This window comes from Streptomyces sp. NPDC001828, assembly GCF_042892175.1.
Lineage (GTDB): Bacteria > Actinomycetota > Actinomycetes > Streptomycetales > Streptomycetaceae > Streptomyces.
In genome coordinates this window covers 188,648-211,057 of record NZ_JBIATV010000013.1, presented here as the reverse complement: position 1 = coordinate 211,057, position 22,410 = coordinate 188,648, and the positions used below count along the sequence as shown (strand labels likewise).

The 22,410-nt window shown below is 69.1% G+C and carries 18 protein-coding genes; 4 read left to right on the top strand and 14 right to left on the bottom strand.

Going from position 1 to position 22,410, the window contains the following annotated elements; genetic code table 11:
* Positions 1 to 16 precede the first annotated feature (16 nt).
* Positions 17 to 976: an SMP-30/gluconolactonase/LRE family protein gene (locus ACFYZA_RS31205; RefSeq protein WP_388494090.1), complete on the top strand. Its 960-nt coding sequence runs from the start codon at positions 17 to 19 to the stop codon at positions 974 to 976.
* A gap of 579 nt (positions 977 to 1,555) precedes the next feature.
* On the opposite strand, the gene ACFYZA_RS31200 is transcribed toward ACFYZA_RS31205, so the two are convergent.
* The 3 genes from ACFYZA_RS31200 to ACFYZA_RS31190 all read right to left on the bottom strand — a co-directional run bounded on the left by ACFYZA_RS31200 (position 1,556) and on the right by ACFYZA_RS31190 (position 4,314).
* Positions 1,556 to 1,957 carry a hypothetical protein gene (locus ACFYZA_RS31200; protein WP_388494088.1) on the bottom strand — a complete coding sequence of 134 codons (402 nt, stop codon included), beginning with the start codon at positions 1,955 to 1,957 and terminating at the stop codon, positions 1,556 to 1,558.
* A gap of 262 nt (positions 1,958 to 2,219) precedes the next feature.
* Entirely contained in the window at positions 2,220 to 3,758 is a 1,539-nt protein-coding gene (locus tag ACFYZA_RS31195; RefSeq protein WP_388494087.1) for an FG-GAP-like repeat-containing protein, read from the bottom strand.
* 85 nt (positions 3,759 to 3,843) lie between these two features.
* Entirely contained in the window at positions 3,844 to 4,314 is a 471-nt protein-coding gene (locus tag ACFYZA_RS31190; RefSeq protein ID WP_382598756.1) for a hypothetical protein, read from the bottom strand.
* A 430-nt stretch (positions 4,315 to 4,744) separates the two neighbouring features.
* On the opposite strand from ACFYZA_RS31190, the gene ACFYZA_RS31185 reads away from it, so the two are divergent.
* Positions 4,745 to 8,059 carry an ALF repeat-containing protein gene (locus tag ACFYZA_RS31185; RefSeq protein WP_388494086.1) on the top strand — a complete coding sequence of 1,105 codons (3,315 nt, stop codon included), beginning with the start codon at positions 4,745 to 4,747 and terminating at the stop codon, positions 8,057 to 8,059.
* Positions 8,060 to 8,527: 468 nt separating this feature from the next.
* On the opposite strand, the gene ACFYZA_RS31180 is transcribed toward ACFYZA_RS31185, so the two are convergent.
* Together ACFYZA_RS31180 and ACFYZA_RS31175 are read right to left on the bottom strand one after the other, a co-directional pair.
* On the bottom strand, positions 8,528 to 9,403 hold the full coding sequence (locus ACFYZA_RS31180) for a cyclase family protein (protein WP_388494084.1): 876 nt from the start codon (positions 9,401 to 9,403) through the stop codon (positions 8,528 to 8,530).
* Positions 9,404 to 9,681: 278 nt separating this feature from the next.
* Positions 9,682 to 11,313 (bottom strand): FAD-dependent oxidoreductase, encoded by a 1,632-nt coding sequence (locus ACFYZA_RS31175; RefSeq protein ID WP_388494082.1) that lies wholly within the window; start codon positions 11,311 to 11,313, stop codon positions 9,682 to 9,684.
* Between the two features lie 72 nt (positions 11,314 to 11,385).
* Here ACFYZA_RS31175 and ACFYZA_RS31170 point away from each other — a divergent pair, with 72 nt between their 5' ends.
* Positions 11,386 to 11,826, top strand: coding sequence for a MarR family winged helix-turn-helix transcriptional regulator (locus ACFYZA_RS31170; RefSeq protein ID WP_382598748.1), 441 nt, complete (start codon positions 11,386 to 11,388; stop codon positions 11,824 to 11,826).
* Between the two features lie 170 nt (positions 11,827 to 11,996).
* On the opposite strand, the gene ACFYZA_RS31165 is transcribed toward ACFYZA_RS31170, so the two are convergent.
* The 8 genes from ACFYZA_RS31165 to ACFYZA_RS31130 form a co-directional block, all read right to left on the bottom strand.
* Positions 11,997 to 13,004, bottom strand: a complete 1,008-nt coding sequence (locus ACFYZA_RS31165) for an Acg family FMN-binding oxidoreductase (protein ID WP_388494080.1) — start codon at positions 13,002 to 13,004, stop codon at positions 11,997 to 11,999.
* 164 nt (positions 13,005 to 13,168) lie between these two features.
* Positions 13,169 to 13,621, bottom strand: coding sequence for a universal stress protein (locus ACFYZA_RS31160; RefSeq protein WP_382598744.1), 453 nt, complete (start codon positions 13,619 to 13,621; stop codon positions 13,169 to 13,171).
* A 327-nt stretch (positions 13,622 to 13,948) separates the two neighbouring features.
* The gene (locus ACFYZA_RS31155; RefSeq protein WP_388494078.1) at positions 13,949 to 14,893 is read right to left on the bottom strand and encodes an STM4011 family radical SAM protein; all 945 of its coding nucleotides are present in this window, start codon (positions 14,891 to 14,893) and stop codon (positions 13,949 to 13,951) included.
* Between the two features lie 7 nt (positions 14,894 to 14,900).
* Positions 14,901 to 16,259 carry an STM4012 family radical SAM protein gene (locus ACFYZA_RS31150; protein WP_388494076.1) on the bottom strand — a complete coding sequence of 453 codons (1,359 nt, stop codon included), beginning with the start codon at positions 16,257 to 16,259 and terminating at the stop codon, positions 14,901 to 14,903.
* The gene (locus tag ACFYZA_RS31145; RefSeq protein WP_388494194.1) at positions 16,256 to 17,062 is read right to left on the bottom strand and encodes an STM4013/SEN3800 family hydrolase; all 807 of its coding nucleotides are present in this window, start codon (positions 17,060 to 17,062) and stop codon (positions 16,256 to 16,258) included. The genes ACFYZA_RS31150 and ACFYZA_RS31145 overlap by 4 nt, the downstream gene beginning before the upstream one ends.
* A 62-nt stretch (positions 17,063 to 17,124) precedes the next feature.
* Positions 17,125 to 18,324 (bottom strand): STM4014 family protein, encoded by a 1,200-nt coding sequence (locus ACFYZA_RS31140; protein ID WP_388494074.1) that lies wholly within the window; start codon positions 18,322 to 18,324, stop codon positions 17,125 to 17,127.
* A gap of 35 nt (positions 18,325 to 18,359) precedes the next feature.
* Positions 18,360 to 19,328, bottom strand: a complete 969-nt coding sequence (locus ACFYZA_RS31135) for an STM4015 family protein (RefSeq protein WP_388494072.1) — start codon at positions 19,326 to 19,328, stop codon at positions 18,360 to 18,362.
* 482 nt (positions 19,329 to 19,810) lie between these two features.
* The gene (locus ACFYZA_RS31130) at positions 19,811 to 20,689 is read right to left on the bottom strand and encodes an EamA family transporter (RefSeq protein WP_388494070.1); all 879 of its coding nucleotides are present in this window, start codon (positions 20,687 to 20,689) and stop codon (positions 19,811 to 19,813) included.
* Between the two features lie 45 nt (positions 20,690 to 20,734).
* Between ACFYZA_RS31130 and ACFYZA_RS31125 the strand changes: the two genes are divergently transcribed.
* The gene (locus ACFYZA_RS31125) at positions 20,735 to 21,583 is read left to right on the top strand and encodes a MurR/RpiR family transcriptional regulator (RefSeq protein WP_388494068.1); all 849 of its coding nucleotides are present in this window, start codon (positions 20,735 to 20,737) and stop codon (positions 21,581 to 21,583) included.
* A gap of 157 nt (positions 21,584 to 21,740) precedes the next feature.
* Here the strand turns inward: ACFYZA_RS31125 and ACFYZA_RS31120 are convergent, their stop codons facing one another.
* On the bottom strand, positions 21,741 to 22,364 hold the full coding sequence (locus ACFYZA_RS31120) for a TetR/AcrR family transcriptional regulator (protein ID WP_388494066.1): 624 nt from the start codon (positions 22,362 to 22,364) through the stop codon (positions 21,741 to 21,743).
* Positions 22,365 to 22,410: the final 46 nt, after the last annotated feature.

Here is a 22,410-nt window from a genome sequence, read left to right as displayed (position 1 = left end):
TGCGAAGAGGTGACCTATGACCAGCGAACGCCCCGCGCTGTACGACATGCTCGACGAACGGTTCCGGACCGGACGGTGCATGAACGGCGATGCCAACCTCGAAGTGCTCTACACCGGTTGCCGCTGGGCCGAAGGGCCGATCTACCTGCCCGCCTGGAAGAGTGTGATCTGGAGCGACATCCCCAATGACCGGATGCTCCGATGGGACGAGGAAACCGGCACCGTCAGCGTCTTCCGCCATGGGGCCGGACACAGCAACGGCAACACCCTCGACCACCAAGGCCGCCTGATCACCTGCGAGCAGGGCAACCGCCGTGTCACACGAACCGAGCACGACGGAACCCTCACCGTCCTGGCCGACCGCTGGCAGGGCAAGCGACTGAACAGCCCGAACGACGCGACAGTGAAATCGGACGGATCCATCTGGTTCTCCGACCCGGACTTCGGCATCACCAGCGACTACGAGGGATACCGCGCCGAGAGCGAGATCGGTGCCAACAACGTCTACCGCATCGACCCGGACAGCGGTGAAGTCCGCCTGGCCGCCGAAGGCTTCGGTGCGCCGAACGGCCTGGTCTTCTCCCCGGATGAGCAAGAACTGTTCGTCTCCGACACCCGGGCAGGCCTTATCCGGGTCTTCGACGTGCAAACGGACGGCACCCTCTCCGAAGGCAGGAAGTTCGCCGACGCCGCAAGCCGGGAGAACGCACGCTTCGACAACCTTCGCTTCGACGCCGACGGCCGTCTCTGGGCGGCCGCGATGGATGACGGCGTCCACTGCTACGACCCCGCCGACGGCAAACTGATCGGCCGGCTCAACATCCCCGAGACGGTGTCCAACATCGCCTGGGGCGGCCCCAAGCGCAACCGGCTCTTCATCACCGCGCAGACCAGCGTCTACTCGCTCATGATGGGCGTTACGGGCACACACCCGGCTGGCCCCGGGCACCAGCCCTGGAGCCCTGCGAAGGCATAGCTAAGGTTCCCCGGCGGGCCGCGTTGCCTCTGCGTCGTTGCGTAGGTCTGCGTCCTCCGCCTCCAGCGACGTCGCCGGCTTTTCACCCGCGGCCGCAGGGCCCCGGAACGGGAGCCCGGACGCCGCCCGTCGGCGGCCTGGAGCCGGTTGCGTAGCACTTCCGGATTGACCCTGTCGACGAAGCACCATCCCGCCGAGTTCAGGCGGAGGCGGTCGCGCTGTACCAGTCGCGGCCGGGAGCGACCATCCAGGAGGTTGCCGCAGAGCCTGTCCCCATCGACAGTATTGCCGCCTGCGGGCATCCACCGCCCGGCTACGGCCGGCTGGCTCCCGTGCCCAAGGCGCCCATGGACTCGCCGTCGTACGAGGGCCGCCCTCGCGGCGAGCACACCGGGCGGGTCTTCGACGCGGGGACGCTGTCGTTCCTCGGCCGGGGCAAGTACCTCACGGTGACGAAAGAGGGGGTAGGAGGGCATTCCCGTTCAGCCAACTCGCCCTGGAAACAGGGGGCGTCGGCCGTTCGCGTCAGCTGCCGTACATCATCGCGGACGCCCCCGCGCCGGCACCGAAGGTGAGGTTCTAGAAGGTGGGGCGCCGGAAGTAGGCGATGGCGTCCTGTGCGCGGCAGTTCAGGATGACGAAGGCACCCAGTGCGACGACTGGCCCGGAAACGATCTGACCGGCCAGCAGGTTGATGAGGCCGTGGACAGCGAGCAGGGCGCCAATGGCGATCGCACCGGTCCTGACTCCGTTGCGGCCGGACCGGAAGCGTGCGGCAAGGACTGTCGCGACGGAACCGAGGGCCAGGGTGAGGCAGCCGAGCAGGTACAGGACCGGGGCGCTTCTGTGGGCGAGTTCGGGGTTGGTGACCGTGCCGGTGCTGACCGCGGCGGCCGCGATCAGCACCAGGAGCCCGCTCAGCGCGTTCAGGCCGCCAACGATGTACAGGAGGATCCGGGCTGTCCTGACTGTGCGAGGCATCTCCGGCTCGATGGGCCGCTGGTGCGGCCCGAACCCCGCTGGTGGTACGGGAGTCATCGGGGCTGAGGGCACGGCGTTGTAAGGGTCGGGGGTGTGCATACGGGCTCCTGAGGACGCGAGGGCGGGACCGTCGACTGCTGGGGCAAGCGGAGTGGTGGGTTTGTCGGGGCGGGCCCGCCTCCGTCACCGCGCGAGGCGTGGACAGAGGTGCAGGGCGCCGAACCTTTCGGAATCCGCCGCCCCGCACCATGTCTCGCCGTTGTCAGGCGAGTTGCAGAACGGTCTTCCAGGTGGTGCCGCCCCACATGGTGGTGGCGGCGGTGATGCCGCCCTTGCCGTCGCCCTTGTAGAGGTGGAGGGTGCCGTCGGTCCACACCGCCATGAGGTCGGCGATGCCGTCACCGTTGAAGTCACCGGCGGTGAGCTGCCGAACGGTGTCCCAGGTATTGCCGCCGAGGGGGACCGTCGCGCCGTTGGTGACCTGGCCGTCGCCGGTGCCCTTGTAGTAGTGGAGGGTGCCGTTGCTCCACACGGCCATGAGGTCGGCGATGCCGTCACCGTTGAAGTCGCCGCCGGGCAGGAGTTTGACACTGCCCCAGGTGTTGGTGCCGGCGGTGACCTTCACCTGCGGCTCGAGCTGGCCGTCGCCTTTGCCCTTGTAGAGGTGGAGGGTGCCGTCGGCCCACACCGCCATGAGGTCGGCGATGCCATCACCGGTGTAGTCACCGGCGGTGAGCTGCTTGACGGTGCCCCAGGTGTTGCCGCCCTGGGTGACGGTGGTTGCGCCGGTGATGCCGCCCTTGCCGTCGCCCTTGTAGAGGTGGAGGGTGCCGTCCTGCCAGATGGTCATGAGGTCGGCAACGCCGTCACCGTTGAAGTCGCCCTTGGCGAGCTGCTTCATCGACTTCCAGCTGGTGCCGCCGAGCTGCGCCGTCTGGCCGCCGGTCAGGCCCTTGACCTTGTCGCCGGGGTAGATGTGCAGGGTGCCGTCACCCCAGATCGCGGCGAGCGAGGCAACGCCGCTGCCGGTCATGTCGCCCTGTGCGGCGAAGGCGGTTTCCTTCACCCAGGTACCGAGGTCGTCGACGCGCGTGTTCACGGCGCTGGTACGGGTTTCTTTCGCGTCGGTGCCGAGACAGCCGCCTTGCCAGGAGCGGGAGTTGACCGACACCACCTCGTGGCCACCGTCCCTGCCGGTGCGAAGGGCGGGGCCGCCGGCGTCGCCCTGGCACAGCACCGACTTGGCCGAGCCATTGAGCTGAATGCTGGTGGCTTCGACGGCGGCAACCGTGAAGTCGCCCTGGTGGAGTCGGCCGGGCACCCAGGTGTCGGCGGTCCGCCCGAACCCGAGCGCGCGTAGCTCCTCGCCGGGCTTCGGCGCGCCGGTGGAGAGGGGCAGAGGGGAGATGCCCTGGACGCGGTGCGCCAGTTTGACCATCACCACGTCCCGGTCTTCACGCGGCACCAGCCAGGTGGCTGCCTGGGTGTTGACGCCCTTCTGTGCCAAGTCGATACCGCCCAGGGTGACGGTGGTCTTCTCCTTCGGCACGCCGGGGGTGAGCTTGGCCGTCCCGCCGGTGAAGCAGTCGGCGGCGGTCAATACCCACTGCGGTGCGACGAGTACCCCGGAGCAGGCCCGCTGAGCGTCACCGATCTGCAGATGGGCGGCTGCGGTGTATGCGACATCCGCGGCCGTCTCACCGACGACGGCACCGGCTGGCGCCGCAGTGACCAAACTCGCTGCGAGCGCCGTAGCGATCAGGCAGGCGGCCCCGGCGGTACGGGCAGGGGTGGAGGACATGACGAAGCTTCCTTTGACGGGATGAGAGCTACGGCGTGGAGGAGGGCCCGGGATCGGGCGCCCGTGCGGTCCACGCGGGGGACGTCTACTTGCTGGTTCGGATCTCGACGAGGGTGTGGTCGCGGCCCTCGGGGTCGGTGGTCTCCCCGATGCCCCGGTAGTCGTTCTTGGCGATGTCGTAGGACTTGGTCTTGGCGTCCACTGTCATATTGATGTGCGCCTTGTGACCGCTGGTTTGCACGCCGACTACGCCGGGGACCTCCAGGCTCAGATAGCCCGTGCCGCCGATGGTGCGGAAGCAGAAGTCTCCCCGGTCACGGCCGATGAACTGCAGCAGATCTGGGGCGCTTCCGCATTCAGCGAGCACGATGTGGCCGTCCCCGCGTTTGAGTTTGAGGTTCCTCTCCGCGAGGATCTTCGCCGCGTTCGGGTAACCGAATGTCTCCACCGTCGAGGGCATCGCCGTATCGGCCGTCTTGCCGGTGGTAGTGGCTCGGGACTCGCCAGGGCCCGCGGCGGTGGCTATCCCCGCGACCAGCAGGCTGGTACTCGCCACCGTCGGAATCATCCACCGCCATCGAATACGCATCACAATAAGACCCTCTCTGGAGTTGTCGGGAGTTCAGGGGAGTGCCGTTGGCTGGGCAGGAGAACGAGAAGCTCCGAGCTATGGCCAAGACGGCGTCATATTCCAGAAGTAGCACGGGAATTGAGGATGCAACCTGTGCGCTCGCTGTGATCAAGATCAACTCGCGTCGGGTTACCGAGGGTTCAGTCCCGCTCCGTGGGACTAACGACCTTGCGCCATAGATGCAGGTCAAGGCTGCTGGAACGAGCCCAGCCCACCCCTTGGCCCGGCGTCACGAAGGACTTTAGTCCTTTATTTATCCGTGACTTAGAAGTGATGAGGTTTCGAGGGCACCTTCAGGCAGTCCTGTCTGGACTCCCTTTTCTTACCGTCTCGTTGAGGATGCAGACACCCCATCATGAAATGGTCCAAGTGGCCTCGCTGCGCCGTGTCCGGCGTAGGGGGCAAGCGCGCGACTGTGGTCGCGCTCGGCATGTCGGCGGTGCTGTTCTGCACCACGACGGCGCAGGCAGCACCGGCGGATCCGGCATATGACCCGCCTGCGGGCAGTCGTGCGCAAGCGGTGGAGGAGTGGCTGGCCGGCGGGAAGGGGGTGAAACGCGAAGCGGCCAAGGCCCTGTTGGGCAACGACGAGGAGTTGCGAAGGTTCTACGCCGCCGGCCTGCACCGTGCCTCGGTGGAGGATGCTCGCGTGACGATCCTGAAGATGCTGCCCACGGCCGGAAAGGGCGTGTCGGAGGCTGGGCGTAAGGCGCTGTCGGGCTCCGACCAGGACGTGCTGGACTTCGTGAATTCCGGTTTCGAGAAGCCGCTGCAGGACGACCGCAGGGTCGCGGTCCTGAGGGCGATGAACGAGGGAGGCCGGGGCGTCAACCGCGAGGGCCGTAAAGCGCTGAACGACGGCACCCCAGAGGCACTGGACGCGTTCTTGCAGACCGGAGTGTCCAAGGCCGCCTTCGAGGACAACCGCGTGAAAGCCCTGCAGTTGATGGAAACGGGAGGCCCCGCACTGCGCGAAGCCGGGAAGCGAGCCATGAACGGCACGCCTCAGGAACTCGTTGTCTTCCTGGAGAACGGGCAGTACCTGGCACAGGCGCGTGACCAGGAACTGATGACGGTGACGCAGCTGGCCAAGGCCGCGACGGAGGCCGGCAAGGAGGCGAAGGCGGCAACGGACCAGGCCAAGGAAGCCGCGTCCCGGGCCGATGTAGCTGCCGATGAGGCGAAGAAGGCAGCGGAGAGGGCCGCCAAGGAGACCGCTGCGGCCAAGGGGGACGCCGACAAGGCCGGCGCGGCGGCGAGCCAAGCAGCACAGGCCGCTGAGGGTGCAGCCGGAGCCGCACAGGCCGCGGTGGAGGCCTCCAACACGGCGGTCGCTGCGGCCCGGACCGCAGCGAGGGCGGCCTCGAACGCGGCAGCCGCGGCAGCAGCGGCTGGACAGGCAGCCGCCCGGGCCTACAACGCGGCGAACGCGGCGATCGGAGACCGGAACAAGGCCGAAGGCGCCCGCAAGGCGGCCCAGGTCGCTCGGGAAGCCGCAGCCGGCGCCAAGGATGCCGCCGCGGCCGCGAGTCACGCTGCGAACGCGAGCGCGGAGGCCGGAGATTCTGCCGCAGCGGCCGCGCGGGCGGGGCAGAACGCCGCCGCAGCCGCCGACGCGTCCGCCCGCGCGAGTGAACAGTCCGGGGTCGCCGCGAGCGAGGCCAAACGAGCCCGTGAAGCGGCTGCGACCGCTCGGACGGCAGCCGGCCAGGCCACCCGGGCTGCCGGCCGTGCGCAAAGCCTGGCCGCCCGGGCCGCCACCGCGGCACGGTCGGCCCATCAGTACGCCAGCTCCTCAGCCGACCACGCGGAACAGGCGGCCAAGGCCGCTGACGAGGCAGCCGATCATGCGGGCGAAGCCGATGCGGAGGCCAAGAAGGCCACCGCCCACGCGGACGCGGCGCTGAAGGCCGCCGACGCCGCCGCCAAGGCAACCACCGAGGCCACCAGCGTCAGCAAGGTTGCCCGCGAGGCCGAGCAGTACCGGCTCGAACAGGAAGAAACCGCAGCCACCGCAGACGCCAAACAGCTCACGGCCCTCGGCGAGGAGATCGGCCAGGCCGGCGACCGCGCCCAGAACCAGGCGGCGCGGATGAGCGAGGAAACCAAGAAGCTGCTGGCCGAAGCCACCGAAAAGGTGGCGGGCGACAGGACAGCGGGGGCGGCTCTGGCACGCCGTGCCGCGCTCAACCTGCTCGGCAGCGACGGCCCCTGGACCCAGAAGGCGGCGGGCAACGCCCTGTCCGGCACCGACACGGACATGCTTGCCTGGCTCAGCTCCGGGCGCCTTGCGGCACAGCAGGAAGACGACCGCGAAACCGTCCTCCACATCGCCACCGTCGGCACCGCCAAGACTGCGGCCGCCGCCGAGAAAGCCCTCGAGGACGGCCCCCGGGCAGTCGAGGAGTTCCTGACCACCGGCATGTTCGAAGGGCAGCGCGACGAGTACCGCATCCAGGCCCTGCGCGCCATGGAAGGCGCGGGCAAGGGTGTACGCGAAGCGGGGAAGAAGGCCCTCAACGACGGCTCGGCCAAGGCCCTCAACACCTTCCTGACGACCGAGTACCCGCGCGTCCTGGCCGACGACAACAAGGTCGAGACACTCCGCATCCTGGAAAAGGGCGGACCTCATGTGAAGGCCGCCGCCCGCATCGCCATGGCCGGACCGGACTGGATGAGGAACGTCTTCGTCACCCGCATCCAGTACAAGGCCGCCCAGGCCGACCAGGACACATACACCCACGAATCCGCTATCAGCACCCAGATCGGTATCGCGGCCCGCATCACCGCCGAGGCCTACGAAAACGCCAACACCGCGGCCAAGACAGCGGCCTGGGCCCGCGGCCGGGCCGAAGACGCCAAGCGCTACGAAGCCGCCGCCAAGAAGTCCGCCGCCGACGCCAAGGACCATGCCCGGCGGGCTGGCGAGAGCGCGCAGGCCGCCGACAAGTCGGCCGCCGACGCGGCTGCCTCCGCGAAGCTCGCCAAGGACGCTGCGGCCACCGCGCAGAGGGCCAGCAGGGCGGCCAACTACTCGGCCGCCCAGGCCACCAACTCCGCAGCCCAGGCCAGCAACTCCGCCGACTCCGCCGCCGCAGCAGCAGCCACGGCACGCCAGGCCGCGTTGGACGCCGGCAAGAACGCGGCCGAAGCCAGTCAGGCCGCGCAGCAGGCACTCGCCTCCGCCACCGAAAAGCGCAATCAGGAGCAGCGCACCGCAGCCCAATCCGCCCGCAAACAGGCGGAAGAGAACGCAGCCATCAACTACAGGCCGCAGGACGACCCCAAGAACGATCACTCCTCGCAATTCCCCTCACACAGTGACGCGGGAATACCCAGTGGCGTACGTAATGTCGTGGGCTTCTTCAGCTATCGAGGGGCGATTGATACTGTTGCTCTCTCATTGCTGGGGCGGACGGACGAAGCGAAGGAGTCCTTCAAGGGATTCGTCGGCCCCTACATCACAGGTAAGGGGTTCGGGTTCGCGATCAGCGGGGGACAGAAAGTCGGACTCGTCGTGGGTCCGGGCGGAGCGATGGCCAGCAGGTTGTTCGGATCACCTGTCGCGTTCGGCGCCACCATCGTCGATTACCTGCTGCCGGCCGGTGGGCCTGTACGCTACCTCGAACCGGGCCCGCTCGACCGTCGGCCCAAGCCGCCCATCGCCTGAAGATCACTGAAATGAAATCCATGAAATCCTGGCTCAACTCGACCAAATCTGGAAGGGCTGCCAAAAAGGTCGTAAACGTGATCAGTCCAATCCTCTTCGACTGGCGTTCACTTTTTCTCGGCTGTCTCGGGGCACTAGGAGGGTTTGGAACTTCGGTAAGTCCAATATCTGGCCTCGGGATTGGTGGTCGATTGGTGGCAGCTGGGATAGGTGTTGCTTCTCTCGCGTTGGCCATCGCGTCTTACAAATACATGAAGAATGCAGACAAATGGAACTGGTAGGCGCGGCAGGCTAGTTCAGTCATTCATCGCGTAGCCTTCCCGGGGCTCTGGCCGCCCTCCGGCAGCTAGAGCCCATGCGCACGTCATCAGATTCCTGCTGAGATTCTGTACGCGCCAGCGGGCAGGGCGCGTCATACCTCCTCGTCTTTCGCAGCCGTAACAGCCGCATCGTCGCGCGATTCCCGTTTCAGAAGACAGCGATCGGGTTCACGGCGAGTCCGGTTGTGCCCGTGATGCGCGGCGGCGCCAGCACCAGCATGAAACCCGAACGTCCCAGCCGCCCGCAGACTTCGGCGAGCTCGTCCAGGTCCGCGGCATCGACCAGTGGCAGGCCGAGCCGAGCGAGGGCGACCTGGTGCATGGGCATGGGGAATTGGGCCGGTCGGGCGTCGCTGATGTCGCCGAGGTACACGCTCACACCATGTTCGTCCAGCCATCGCACGGCGCTGAGGTCGAGGCCGGGTACCGGTTGGCTGAGCGGGCGATGGGTGTCCCATCCTCCCCGCACTGCCACAGCGTCTCCGGAGGACAGCACTGTGCCCGCACGATCGAGCGCGGCATCGAGATCGGTCGCTCCGATACGCCGGTCGGCCGACAGGCTGCCGCCGTCGGGTGCCAGGTCCAGGAACACGCCGCGGGTCACGATCCCGGCGCCGAACGGGTCCGCCGAGCCATGTGCAACGCCCGTCGGTGTCACGGCGTCCTGCACCGGTACACCGGGGTAGACATGTTCGTCGACCGGCATGTGTGCCACGGCGTCGAGATGGGTCAAGGCGGCGTTGTGCGTGTTGAGGACGAGTGTGTCGGTCAGCGCCAGGGGCTTCGCCCCGTTGAAATTCATGATCTGCAATACCCCGGCCGGCATCACGGCAGGGCTGCCGACGGGGCCAAGTCCTGTGGTGAGAGGCACCGGGCGAATACGGCGAGCCAGGCTGACGTGGTGGGCGTCGCGTACTTCGGTGGCGGCTCGCTTCCTTGCTGCCGCGTCGATGAGGTGCAGGGTGCCCAGTTGATCCTTGTCGCCCCACCGACCCCAGTTGCTCGGAAGTACGGCCTCGGTCATGGTTGCTCCTTTCCGGCGGGCCGGCGGGACGGTGCTCCAGTGCCGTCCCGCTGCCGGCCCGATGAGCGGGCGGGCTTTGTTGAACTGAAGAGCGGGGGAGAGGGCGAAGCGAACTGCCGTCTGCCGCCCGGAAGATGGCCGGGCGAGGCCGAGGCGGAGATCAGTCCGCGCACGTTCACGCGCACCTGTTGCCCCGCCCCAGACGGCTGTCCCGTATCGCCGATATCGATACCGATATCGATGGCGCTGTTGTTCGGGTGGCTGTGGCGATGGCGGCTCTATACATCTGACCCGCTTCCGATCCGTCCCGCTGGTGCCGGTTCGCGCATGAGCAGACCGGCCAGTCGGTCCAGTGCGGTGCGAAGACTGTCGCCCCCGGTGCCGCGTGCGCTGACATAACCGTCGGGACGTACGAGGATCCAGTCGCCGGCGGCTGCGGTCAGTGTGTCCTGCACCCGGCCGTCCCGGTCCCACACGCCGCAGTCGATCCTGTTTGGGCGGCTCCGGCTGATCGTCACTTTGTTCAGCCAGGCTGGGAGCGAGGTCGTCTCGGCGGTGATCCGATCCGGGCTGGAGGCATTGCCGTCGGCGAAGACGAGCAGGTGCCACGCGGGGTCCCTGATCAAAGCGCGAAGTGCGGTCCAGCCGGGGGACTGAGCGTCGGCTGCGGAGATCTGAGTGAGGCGTTCGCCAGGACGTGGGTCCTGTTCAGCCTCGCCGTCCGTCACGGTGAGGGGGCTTTCGGGGTAGGCGATGCTCAGCCCCGACATGCTCCGAATGAGCCGGCGCATGAACCCTCGATCATGGTGCTCGGTGTCCCCGGTCTCCTCGCTGGACGTGTCGACCATGGCCGTGTTCATGACCTTCGCGGTGGAGGCGAGCAGGGCCTGGCCGATGGGAACCCGCTCGGCGTCGTAGGTGTCGAGCAGAGTGTCGTCGGCGTGACCGTGTACGACCATGGCCAGCTTCCAGGCCAGGTTGTACGCGTCCTGGATGCCGGTGTTCAGCCCCTGCCCCGATGCGGGCGAGTGGACGTGGGCGGCGTCGCCGGAAAGGAGACACCTGCCGACGTGCATGGTGGGGACCGCGCGCTGCTGGATGGTGAACTTCGATGCCCAACTGGGCCTGCTCACAAGGGTTTCGCGGCCCAGAGCCTGTGACAGTTTGGTGCTGAACTGCCGGGCGATCAGCTCTGGCTGTTCAGGCTCACCCGCGCCCGACGTATCCAGCAGCCGCCATTTCCCCGGTTCCGGAAACGGAAACAGCATCAGCGCGCCGCCGGGCGGAAACAGCCAATGCACCCCATCTCGTTCGATAGCGGTGTGCACGACCGCATCGGCGATCAGCCACGTGTGCGCGGCTTCGCCTGCCAGGGGGAGCCGGAGGGCCTTGCGGACCGTCGAATGTCCGCCGTCGCAGCCCCAGAGGTATTGAGCACGCACGGTCTCCTGTGTGGCGCCTGGGCGATCGCCGCTGCGCAGCACGGCTGTGACACCGTCGGCGTCGGGCTGGAACGACTCCAGCCTGGTGTTCCACTCCACGTCGATCCCGGCCGACACGGCATGCCCACGCAGCACTCGCTCGGTGATCACCTGATCGACGTTGAGCATGTACGGAAACCGGGTCACCAAGTCGCCGTAGTCGAAGTCGACCCGGGTCGTGCGGTCTGCCTGATGGCGGACGAACGCGTTGACCCGTGTCCCGTGCGGAGCGATGTCGCCGAGAATCCCGAGCTGATCGTAGATTTCCAGGCTGCGGGCGTGGGTCCCCAGCGCGCGGCTGGTGGCGGCGGGCCCGGGTGCGCCATCCACCAAGCGAACCGACAGCCCCCACCGGGCCAGTTGCATCGCCGCCGTGAGACCGACCGGGCCTGCTCCTGCGACAAGGACGTCAACGGCATTGCTTGTCATGGCAACCGAACCTCCGCTGTGTCAGCTATGCTGACGCAGAAACGTACCCCACAAGTGACAGGACCGCGAGCGATGAGCGAAAAGGAGAACGCGACTACGGACCCGCCGCTCCTCACCCTCTTGCAGCGAGGGGCCCGTTGGTTCTCCGACGAGTTGATGGCGCGTCTGGACGCCGCGGGCGTGGACCCCATCACGCCGGCGCACGCGGCGGTGCTGGCGCACCTGGACTCCAGCGCGTCGCTGAGCATCGCCGAGCTCGCCCGCCGTGCCGGAGTCACCCGCCAGACGATGCATCGCGCGGTCACACAGCTTCTCGACGAAGGCCTGCTGGTCAGCACGCCGGGGCCGGGATTCCCTCGCAGCACCCTTATCGGCCTGACGGACTCGGGTCGTCGGCGTCGTGACGTGGCGTCAGGGATTCTTCGCGACCTGGAGCAGACCTTGGAGCGTCAGCTGGGTGCTGCGGCGCTGGCGGCTCTGCGTGACGGCCTGACGCGGGCATGGCCAGGGTGAGGATACGGGTCGCCCATCACGAGACGGGGCGGTCATCGGGCTGAGGCGGTCACGGTGAAGGTGGGGGAGGAGGGGCTCAAGTCTCCTTCGGCAGAGGTGTGTTGAGGCCTGACGGATACATCTCGGCCACCTCCTCCCAGGGTGTGACGCCAGTTCGCTCCGCCCCGGGGTCACTCGATGGTGAGAACGTCCCGCACCGTGCGACGAGGGGAGCGGGGTCCGGCCGGACCGTATCCGATACGGAGCATCACCTGTACGTACGGCATGGCGGAGAGCGGGTCTCGTACGGCCCATCGCAGGTCCTCGCGCTCAAGAGCTTCCGTGGTGACGTTGGCGACGAGGTCGTGGTGTTTGGCCAGGAGCAATACATGCTGCAGGGCTTGGCCGGCGCGCAACCAGTCGCCGGGGGAGTCCTCGGCCGTGCCCAGGAGGGCCAATTGCGGGACCCGCTCGAAGTCCAGGCGGCCGCGGTCGGCGACCGGCCGGCCGGTGGCGAAGTCGCGGATGGGGGCGGCGCCACTTCGACGACGCGGCGCGAAGGCGAAGTCGGGCACTCCGTCGACGGCGGTGTCCGACGGGGTGGCCCCGACGCGGGTCCAGCGGGCGAGTTCCGCGATCTGCTCCGGGTCGTGTGCGTTCTGCGATTCCGCGTCCTGGGCCAAGTCCAACAGCGCGTCCACGTGCCAGGGATGGGGGAAGAGGAGCTCCGCGCCCTCGCATGCCGCGGCGTCGCGGAGAGCGTCACGGACGGGTTCCGGTACGAGTGTCGGAGCGAACGGATATCTGCTGGTGTGCCGCCTGGCGATGTCCTGACGCAGGGAGGCCAGGTCCCGAGCACCCTGTGTGTCCCGGGGAGCCTGCGCATTCAGCCTTACCGCGGCGAGGAGTTCGGGCCGGGCCGGATCGGGCAGCGGGGACACCTCCGGGTCCAGGCCGGCGCCGGCGCAGGCCACCCGCAGGGTGAACAGCGACGCGCCGCATCCGATGTGCAGTGCCCGGCCCCGGGGGTCGGCGTACGAGACCGCGCGCCGTTCGTCGGAGTACAGCTCGACGGTGTTCGTCGCGCGCAGGTAGCGAAACCGCCAGGGTTGGGCGTTGTGCAGGGACGGTGCGGCCGTGGCGGCCTCGATGAGCGCGGTCACGGCCGGAACGTCCAGGATGGGGATGGTCCGTGGCATCGTGTTGCCCTCCTTGCCGAGGTCGGTGCGCGGTGGTGGCCCCTTCCGTCGCACGCCCCTGGGTGCGGGGGCCCGGCGGCCCGGGAGTCTTTGGCGGGCCGGGCGTTCGACCCCGGGCACGAACAGAAGCGTGGCGCAACAACCGCCGCGTACAAGGGAATTGATTAGCCGTCAGTGGACGCGCGCACCACGGCGACTGTGCATTGTGCGTACTGGACGACCTGTTGGCTCACGGAGCCCAGCAGCGCGTTCTTGAACCCGCCGTACCCGCGCGTGCCCACGACCATGGTGCGGGCGTCCTGCGACATCTCCACCAGGACGTGGGCGGGCGAGCCCTGCACGACCCGGGGGTGGACCGGGGCCGCGGGGTGGTCGCCCAGGGCCTCTTGGATGACCTCGGCCAGCTTCTCGCGGGCCATCTCCTCCGGGCTTACCATGCCGGAGGCGAGCCCCGTGGTTCCCATCCCGAGGGGGTTGCGCGACCACTCCCAGCACATCACCGCGTGCACGCGCCCCTCGATGGAGGCGGCGTGATCGACGGCCCACCGCAGGGCGTCCATCGAATTGCGCGAGCCGTCCACACCAACCATCACCAGGGGCTTTCTGACCTCGTTCATGTCGTCCTCTCGCTTCGTTGGCGTACTCGACGGGCACTCGCGGGGATCGAGGTACCGGTGTGGCGGCGCTCGCCATTCGGCAGTCCGGGCTCACCCTCAGCCTCACCGCTGTGAACGGGGACTCACAGAAGCCAAAGTCCCTCACAGCAGGGCCAAAGGTCCCGGCCGCAGCGGCCGACGACCGCCCGGAGCGCACCCGCTCGTGGGTCCCCACGAATCCTGCCCGGCTTTGTCCGGTGCCGCCTGTCGAGATCATCGCTCGGCGCAGGGGGAGCTGCTCGGTCCCGGCGTCTCGAACTCGCCTTGGTCGTGCGCGGCGGGCTCGCCTTACGTCGGTCGTACGACACCGCCCGGGCTTGCGAGGCCGAGGTGGGTCCGCGCGGTCGCCGGTCGGCCTGACGGAAGCGCGGGTACGGGCAGCACGGTCGGCAACGACCGGGGTATGCGTTCCAGGACGCCGCCCGCGAAGACGTCGTACAGGGGCAGGGACTCCAGGTGCACGTAGCCGATGTGGCAGTCGCACGTGGTCAGTGGGCAGGGACGCGGCGCGAGGGCGGTGCGGTAGGAACCGTCGTAGAGATTGCCCAGTTCGTCGCGTACGAAGTGGCAGCGGCGGACCGTGCCGTCCCCGTCCACCGAGATCACGGACTCTCCGGTGCGGCAGGGCAGGCCGGCCGAGGCGTGCGGGTGACGGCTGAGCGGGAAGAGCGGATCGAGCGCGGTCCACCGGGCGGCCTGCTCGTCCGTGTAGGCATGGCCCTCGGCGGCGTTCACCCAGAGGTACACCTCTTCCGGCAGTTCCTCGCGCAACTTGCGGGCTGCCTCAAGGTGCTCCGGCAGGCCCACGACTCCGACGCTGAACCGCACATTCAGATCGCGCAGTTGACGGGTCTTGGCCAGGAAGCGCTCGTGCGGTGTCTGCCCCGGGTGGTAGGTACACCACAGAGCCGCCGTGTCCCGGTCGGCTTCGTCGAGCCAGTCGGTTCGGCAGCTGAGGTTGGTCTGGATCGCCACGCGCCGCACATGCGGTTGACGGGACAGGCGCACCAGGGTGCGCTGGTACCAGGAGCGGGTGAGGCCCTCGCCCCACGGCGTGAAGAGTACGGAAAGGCGGTCTTCGTGCTGCCCCGCGACCCAGGCCTCGAAACGTTCCAGAGCCGCACGGTCGGCGCGCAACTGAGCCGTGGTGTCGCGGCGCTTGGCGAACGGGCAGTAGGGGCAGTCGTAGTCGCAGGACGCCAGTGGGCCGCGATAGAGGATGGTCAGGTCCACGGTGGCCTCACTTGAGTTCGTAGGCGGCCATGGCGTCACGGACGGCCGGGGAGAAGAACTCGGGACCGATGGCATCGGAGTGGGCAAGTCCTTCGGGAGACAGGCGCAGCAGGTCGTCGCCGTCGTCGCGCAGCCAGCCGCGCGCGGTGAGTACGTCGAGTTCGGAGCGGAAGTCGTCCCAGGGGTCGGCTCCGAAGCGCAGGCGGTAGTCCGCTCCGAGCAGTCCCTCGGCCTGGAGCAGGGACTGCAACAGGTGTCGGCGCCGGGCTTCACCCTCGTCGACGTGCCGGCCGTGGAGGGCGTGGGAGAAGTCGTCGGTGGCGGTGTAGTCGTCGATGATGCCGCGGATCTCCCGCATGGAGACCGCGTAGTCGAAGGAGTAGTGCAGCGTCGAGGTGTACGAGCGGGCGCCGCAGCCCAGGCCGATCATGCCGTCGGTCTGACAGGCGTAGTCGTCCGGGCCCTGCGGCGGGGCGTCCGCACGGCGGAACATCCGCATCGATACCTGCTCGTAGCCGTGGGTCAGCAGATGGTCCCGTCCCTCCCGGTAGCGGCGCAGACGCTGTTCGTCCCAGTCCCGCCCGGCGCGCAGCGGGTCGGTGTGCCGGCCGAGGCCCGTCAGGGGACGGACGTAGAGCGGGTAGAGGTAGATCTCCTCCGGCCGCCAGGCCAGAGCCGCGTCGAGGGACTGGCGCCAACTGGCGGCCGTCTGGCCGTCGATTCCGTAGATCAGATCGATGTTCAGGACGGGGATGCCCGCTTCACGGATGCGTGCGAGCGCCGCTTCCACGTCGGAGCGGCGTTGTGGCCGCGCCGCGGAACGCGACTCCTCCTCGATGAAACTCTGCACTCCCAGGCTGAGTCTGGTGGTGCCGCGCGCGGCCAGTACGTCCAGTCGGTCCGTCGTCGCGGTGGAGGGGGAGGCCTCGACCGACAGGGGAACAGCGCGGAGGTCCGCTCCCATCTCGTGCTCGGCGATGTCGCAGAGCTGCTCCAGTTCGCGGGGGTTCAGGAACGTGGGTGTGCCGCCGCCGAACGCGGCGTTGACGAACCGCGGGGGTCCGTCGTCGCCGAGCGCCGTGCGCACCGCGGCGGCTTGGCGGCGCACCGCGTCCAAGTAGCGGCCGGTCAGGTCGTCGGGCGCCCCGATACGGGTGAACAGGTTGCAGAATCCGCAGCGGACCTCGCAGAACGGTATGTGCATGTACAGCGATAGGGACCCACGGGACTCGCCCGCCCACAGGTCCTTGAGCGCGGGGCGCGGAGCGAGCGGCCGGTAGGCGGTCTTGTGCGGGTAGGCGTAGGTGTAGCTCTGGTAGGGGCGTGGAGCCGTGCGGGGCGGCGTGGCCAGGGGGGTGCGGGTCATGTGGTCGGCTCCAGGAAGAAGTGGCTGTACGGCACGGTCCATACGCAGTCGTGACCGAGGCGATGGCCGGTGTGGCCGTCGTCGCCGTACGCGGTGCCGTGGTCGGAGCTGACGATGGCGAAGCAGCGGCGGCGTGAGCTCATGGCATCGAAGAGCCGTCCGACATGGCGGTCGATGTACTCCAGGGCCGCGGCGTGGGATGCCCTGCTGTCGCCCGACTCGCGGGTCGCGCCGGGCAGGTGGAACCAGTTGGGCTGGTGCAGGGCCGAGGCGTTGAGGAAGAGGAACAGCCTTTGTTCGGGAGGCAGTTGGGCCACGACCTTCTCGGCGCGCTCCACTTGGGATTCGAAGGAGGTTGGTGAGGCCACCGAGAACTCGGGTTCCCAGTGGCTCTCCTGGAAGAATCCGGGCAGGACGTTGCCCAGCGCACCCTGCTTGTTGAAGAAGCCGACTCCGCCGATGCACACCGTCCTGTAACCACGGGCGGCGAGACCGGCCACCAGATGGGGGGCGTCGAAGACGAACGTCCGCCCTGCGGTGCTCTCGCTGCCGGCGAATCGTGCCGCGAACAGCCGTGGGTGCGGGCCGGGCGAGGCCGGGGTGGGGAGGAAGCCCGCGAACATCGCCTGATGGGAGGCGTAGGTGAAGTTGCCCGGTGCGTGGCGCTGTTCCCAGGCGCCGCCTGGCAGGTGCGCGGAGAGGTTCGGGAGGCGGCCGGTGGCGGCGAGTTCGACGGCCACGTCGTAGCGCAGGGTGTCGAGCGTCAGCAGAAGGAGGTCGTCTCGCCCCACCACCTCGTTCATGTCCGGGATGTCGTGCGCAGGGGGCGAGATGGCCGCGGCGGCCCGCGAGGCTTCAGGGGCGGTCATGTGCTGTCCTCGGTAGTGCGTAGTGCGTAGTGCGTGGTGGGTGGGGCGACGGTGGGTCGGGTCGGGAGCGACTGTGCTGGAGGAAGGTGCGCGGGTGGCGTGGTGCGGCCGGACCGGACCGCGGCGATCTGGGCCGCGTAGGTGTCCAGACCCTCCGCGCCGCTGTCGGGCAGCCCCGTCAGTCGGGGGAGGAGATCACCGAAGGCGTTGACCTCTCCCACGGCGAACCGACGCCAGCCCACGGCGGGCAGCAGGTCCACCCCGACGCACAGGGTGCCGGGGAAGCAGGCCGCGGCCCGCTCGCTGAGGGCGAGGGCTTGCGCCCACCGGTCACCGGCCAGCGCGCGTACGGCCGAGAGGTCACCGCGGGCGCCGCCCAGGTGCAGATTGGTGAGGGGGGAGCGGCTCGTCCGGACCACGGCATGGGTCGCGCGGCCGGCCACGACCACTACGCGCAGATCCGCGGATCTGCCGAAGAGCGAGGCCTTGGGCAGCCAGCGCTCGATGTGCAGCCCGTCCGCTGACAGCGCGTCCACGATCGAGGCGATCTCCGCCTCGTCCGTATAGCGGCGGATGCGCAGGGAGTTGTGGAGGCTGCCGTCCGCGGTGCGCTCCACGCTGGTGGTGGCGGCGACGCGGCCGGTGCTGTTCGTCTGGACGGCGAGCACACCCGAGGCGGACGACCCGTGGGCGAGCTTGACGAACACCCGGTGCAAACCGGCCTCGCGCATGAGGTGCCGTACGCCGCTCCATCCCTCCACCGGTGCGAGCCCACCGCTGGTCGGTGACTGGGGCACGGGCACGCCCGCGCGGTCGAGACGGGCGTGACACAGCCGCTTGTCGAAGAGCACCGCGAGATCCGCCGGGTCGTCGAGGCGGCGCCCGCCGCGCAGCGAACGGACGGCGCAGAGGAACTGCTCGTACCAGCGTGATGAACCCTCGACCCGGGTCTGCTCCTGGGTTCCGCGCAGGATTCGGTCCACCGCCGCGTTCTCACCGGGCGAGTCCAGCCGTACCACCTCGTCATCGCCGAAGTCGGCGCCGCCTTCCCGCAGCACGTCCAGCCACTCCACGACGCGTGGTGTGCCGTGGCCCGCTTCTCGTGCCGCTGCCGTGAAGAGTTCCGTCCGGCGGTTCTCCCCATTGGCGACGACCGCCCATTTCACCGCCATGTGCTGTCCCCGTACCTCTGCCATCCCACGTCCCGGCCTCGTCGTCCCTGCGGCGTTGGCTATTCGCCCACGGCGACGAAGCGCCAGACGCTCCCGTCCTCCTCCTCGTCGGAGTCGGCGTCTCCCGAGTCGGCGTCGACCCTTACTCCGGCGGCCTCCAGTGTCTTCACGAGGCGGTCGCGCAGTTCCGGGCCGAGGTAGTTGTGGTGCAGATCGAGCGACTTGAGGTGGGTCAACGGCTGGCCCGACAGCAGTGCTGTGGCACCGTCGTCCGTGAGGACACCCATCGAGATGTCCAGGTCCTCCAAGCGGGCCACGACGGGAGCCGAGGCGAGCGCGCGGCAGATGTCGTCCTGGATCTCGCTGTTGCGCAGCCCCAGCCGGCGCAGGCTGGGCAGCCGGTCGCCCGCGAGGATCGGGGCCAGGTCGGAGACCTGGCAGTCGCCGCCGTACTCGGATGTGCCGAGCCACAGGTCGAGGGAGACCAGCGCGGGCAGATCGCCGCCGGCGACACCGCGTACCGCCGCCACCGGAAGGCCGCCCGTCTCCACGGTGAGCGCGCGCAGCCGTTCGTGCCGCACGGCCGGAAAGACCAGCTCGTTGCCGCCTCGTACGCCGAACTCCTCCAGATCCGGGAAGGCGGCCAACAGGGGTGAGACGTCACCTTGAACGACCCAGGAGATCTCGCACTCCTCCATGACGATGTCACCGAGGAACAGGCCGCGCAGCGCGGGCAGTTGATCACGCGCGGCGACCAGAGCCTCGATCACGGCATCGGGCGCCTTCTCGTACACATCGCTCCAGGCGCCGACGATCAGCGCGCGCACCCGTCGGCCGTCCACGGCCGCGAGAAAGCGGGCGAAAGCCTCCGGCCACTCTTCCTCGCTGTCGTACGCGTCCACGGCGATGCGCCAGGCCACGGATTCGGCGGCGGGCAGGGATACGGTCACCCCCGGAGAGTCGGCGGCGGAGGGAAAAGTGAAGGCCGGCAGGCCGTGGAATTCCTCGAGGTGGCTGCCAATGGTCATGGGGACCGCTCCTTCGCGCTGATTCCGATGCGTCGACGATGGGCCCGGCTCGGTGGGTCGAAGCCAGGTAAGGGAGTTGTACCAAGCCCCACTGACATCGCCGCCGACAGGGGCGTTTCTCGGTGGCCCGCAGAACTCGGTGGCCTTGCGGCGCAAGCGCGTTGAGCGACAGGCGTCCTCGCGGCCGGATGCTGTCCGCTGGGGGGCGTTCACCTGCTGTGGAGGCGGAGGCGGAGGCGGGCGAGGTCGAGATCGGTCAACCCGGCCGGGATACATGGGCGTTGGGCCTAGCCGGTCTTGATGGGCGGAGAATGGGCGGAGAATGGGCGGAGAGGGATGTCCGGTTGGTGGTCGGTCATGGCGGCTGGGCGGAGCCACCTGGTTCGCGATGTTGGGGCCGGAAGTGTCTCTGGGGCCCTGTGGGTTGGGGTGGGCGTGTCCCTGGGGGCAGGGCTCGCGGACGGGGCCGAGGAGGGGCACCGTCAGGCGTGGGCGAGTTCCAGTACCGCGATGCCGGCCAGGACCGCCGCGCTTGCGGCGAGGCGGCGGTTGCCGAAGGGCTCCCGGAACAGCAGCAGGCCGATCAGCGCGGCGAAGACGATGCTGGTCTCCCGCAGTGCGGCGATGGTGGATATGTTGCCGCGGGACTGTGCCCAGACCACGAGCCCGTATGCGAGCAGGGAGAGTACGCCTCCCGCGAGGCCGCGCCGGCCCACGGACTTGAGCCGGACGCCCAGCGATCGCCTGCGCGTCAGCCAGGCGGACAGGAGGAATGCGAGGCTCTGGGACAGGAAGAGCCATGCGATGTACCCGGCGACCGTGTCCGATTTCCGCACGCCGCTGCCGTCGACGAGTGTGTAGGAAGCGATCATCACCCCTGTCCCGAGGGCGGCGGCCAGTGCGGGTAGTTGAGCGCGGCCGGGCAAGCCGTCGGCCAGGGCGAGTCCGGCGAGACCGAGGGAGATCACCAGAACGCCCGCCGTGTCCTTGGCGGACAAGGGGCGGTCGAGGACGGTCGTGGAGACCAGGGCGACGAGCAGAGGGGACGTGCCGCGGGCGATCGGGTACATCTGGCCGAAGTCGCCCAGCCGGTAGGCCTGCAACAGCAGCATCTGGTAGGCGACTTGCAAAGCGGCCGAGGTGGCGATGTACGGCCAGGCCGCGGCGGAGGGAAGCGCGGCGAAGCAGACCATGGTCGCGGCGCATCCGGCCGTGGCCACGTTCATCAGCACGAAGACGGCCAGTTTGTCCTCGGCTCCGTGTGCCAGTGCGTTCCAGACCGCGTGGAGCAGGGCGGCGGTCAGCACTGCGACGGGCACGGCGGCCGCGCCGTGCGTCGGCAATGCCAGGGCCATGGACATGGACACCCTCCTTTGTGGAACTATTTTCCACGCTAGCATCGAGCCATGGAATTCAATTCTGCCGGGGGTCGGGGGCTCGCGGCGCACGTCCGGTCCCACCTGTCGGAGCTGCGCGATACCGAGGCCCGCGTCGCCCAGGTCGTCCTCGACCAGGGGGCGGAGCTGGTGCGTCTGAGCGTCAGCGACGTCGCGCAGCTCGCCGGGGCGGCACCGTCGTCTGTCGTCCGCGCCTGCCAGCGTCTGGGCTTCCGCGGATATCAGGAGCTCAAGATCGCGGCGGCCCGCGAGGCGCCCGCGTCGCCCGCATCGAGCGAAGCCGATCCCGCTGCCCGCGCACTCGCCGACACGGTGCGTTCCGCGCGGGAGGCGCTGGACGGTCTCGCTTCCACGCTCGCCCTGGACGCACTGCGCGACGCGGCCGCAGTGCTCGACACGGCTCCGCGCGTACTGGTCGTGGGTGCGGGACTCTCCGGTGCTGTGGCTCTGGACGCCGCGTACCGCCTGCGCGCCCTGGGCTGTGTCGTGGACGCGCCGGCCGACCCGCTCACCGCCCAGCTGGCCGCCGGGCTGCTGCCGCCCTCGGCCGTCTGCCTGGCCATCAGCCACACCGGTGCGACCCGCACCACCGTCGACGCGGCCCGTCGAGCCCGCACGGCTGGGGCGACCGTCCTTTCGCTGACCAGTTACGCCCGTTCGCCCCTGAGCGAGATCAGTACCCACACGCTGGTCGCGGGTGGCCAGGACCGCATCTTCGGACTGGAGACGGTCGCGAGCCGTCTTGCGCACCTCGCCGCCGTCGACGCGCTGTGCCAGACCCTGATCGCTGTACGCGGGGCGGAAGCGGACAAGGGGCTGGCGATGTCGTCCGATGTCACTGCGGACCACACCTACTGATCGCCCGCGGCTGCCGTGCGCAACCGGCTTCCGCGACGGCCCGTCCCGCACGCGAGGTCGGCGTCCGTGCCTCACCTGCGGGTGAGGGCCGGGCGGAGGCCCGGCCCGGGACCGGGCCGCAGGAGGCACGCACCCGGTGGATCCGCCAGACGCCGTGTCACGCGTGCGGATCGCCCCCGGCAGGTGGCCGCAACGCGTCCACCAGGAGGTCCAGCATCCGGCCTGTCGGAGCTGTGCCGTTGACCGCCGTCGAGGACAGGAACACTCCGAGGAGCATCATCGTGACCTCGTCCGGTTCCACATCGGCGCGCAGCGAGCCGGTCCGCACGCCGGCGCTGAGGATCGTGCCGATGGCCGCTGTCAGTCGTTCACGCGTGGCCGGGGTGGCGATGGCGCCGGATGCCCAGCCCGCGCGCAGGGTGTCGGAGATGCCGCGTTTGGCCGCGAAGAACGCGGCGTAACGGTCCATCCACGCACGCAGAGCGGCTTCGGGCGGGAGCTCGGAGAGCAGCGCGGGGACGCTGGTGACGACGGCGTCGAGCTCGGAGGCGTAGATGGCCTCGACGAGGGCTTCGCGGGTGGGGAAGTGGCGGTAGAGCGTGCCGATGCCGACGCCGGCCTCTCGGGCGATGGCGTCCAGGCGGGCCGTGCCGTCCGTCGCGGCGAAGGCGTCGCGGGCGATGGCGAGCAGGCGTTCGCGGTTGCGCCGTGCGTCGGCGCGGGCCGGGCGCCCGGCCGCAGCGGACGGCCCGTCGGCGGTGGGGGAGTCTGGCGAAGCCAAAACGGAGACCCTCCGGTTGGTGTTACGGTCGTAGGTAAACGGAGTT

Bases quoted from the DNA above. Each gene is read 5' to 3' on its own strand.
- ACFYZA_RS31165 (WP_388494080.1), bottom strand. From the start codon at position 13,004: ATGCCACGGACCATCCCCATCCTGGACGTTCCGGCCGTGACCGCGCTC.
- ACFYZA_RS31145 (WP_388494194.1), bottom strand. From the start codon at position 17,062: ATGAACGAGGTGGTGGGGCGAGACGACCTCCTTCTGCTGACGCTCGAC.
- ACFYZA_RS31200 (WP_388494088.1), bottom strand. From the start codon at position 1,957: ATGCCTCGCACAGTCAGGACAGCCCGGATCCTCCTGTACATCGTTGGC.
- ACFYZA_RS31160 (WP_382598744.1), bottom strand. From the start codon at position 13,621: ATGAACGAGGTCAGAAAGCCCCTGGTGATGGTTGGTGTGGACGGCTCG.
- ACFYZA_RS31170 (WP_382598748.1), top strand. From the start codon at position 11,386: ATGAGCGAAAAGGAGAACGCGACTACGGACCCGCCGCTCCTCACCCTC.
- ACFYZA_RS31185 (WP_388494086.1), top strand. From the start codon at position 4,745: ATGAAATGGTCCAAGTGGCCTCGCTGCGCCGTGTCCGGCGTAGGGGGC.
- ACFYZA_RS31175 (WP_388494082.1), bottom strand. From the start codon at position 11,313: ATGACAAGCAATGCCGTTGACGTCCTTGTCGCAGGAGCAGGCCCGGTC.
- ACFYZA_RS31205 (WP_388494090.1), top strand. From the start codon at position 17: ATGACCAGCGAACGCCCCGCGCTGTACGACATGCTCGACGAACGGTTC.
- ACFYZA_RS31195 (WP_388494087.1), bottom strand. From the start codon at position 3,758: ATGTCCTCCACCCCTGCCCGTACCGCCGGGGCCGCCTGCCTGATCGCT.
- ACFYZA_RS31125 (WP_388494068.1), top strand. From the start codon at position 20,735: ATGGAATTCAATTCTGCCGGGGGTCGGGGGCTCGCGGCGCACGTCCGG.
- ACFYZA_RS31140 (WP_388494074.1), bottom strand. From the start codon at position 18,324: ATGGCAGAGGTACGGGGACAGCACATGGCGGTGAAATGGGCGGTCGTC.
- ACFYZA_RS31135 (WP_388494072.1), bottom strand. From the start codon at position 19,328: ATGACCATTGGCAGCCACCTCGAGGAATTCCACGGCCTGCCGGCCTTC.
- ACFYZA_RS31180 (WP_388494084.1), bottom strand. From the start codon at position 9,403: ATGACCGAGGCCGTACTTCCGAGCAACTGGGGTCGGTGGGGCGACAAG.
- ACFYZA_RS31130 (WP_388494070.1), bottom strand. From the start codon at position 20,689: ATGTCCATGGCCCTGGCATTGCCGACGCACGGCGCGGCCGCCGTGCCC.
- ACFYZA_RS31150 (WP_388494076.1), bottom strand. From the start codon at position 16,259: ATGACCCGCACCCCCCTGGCCACGCCGCCCCGCACGGCTCCACGCCCC.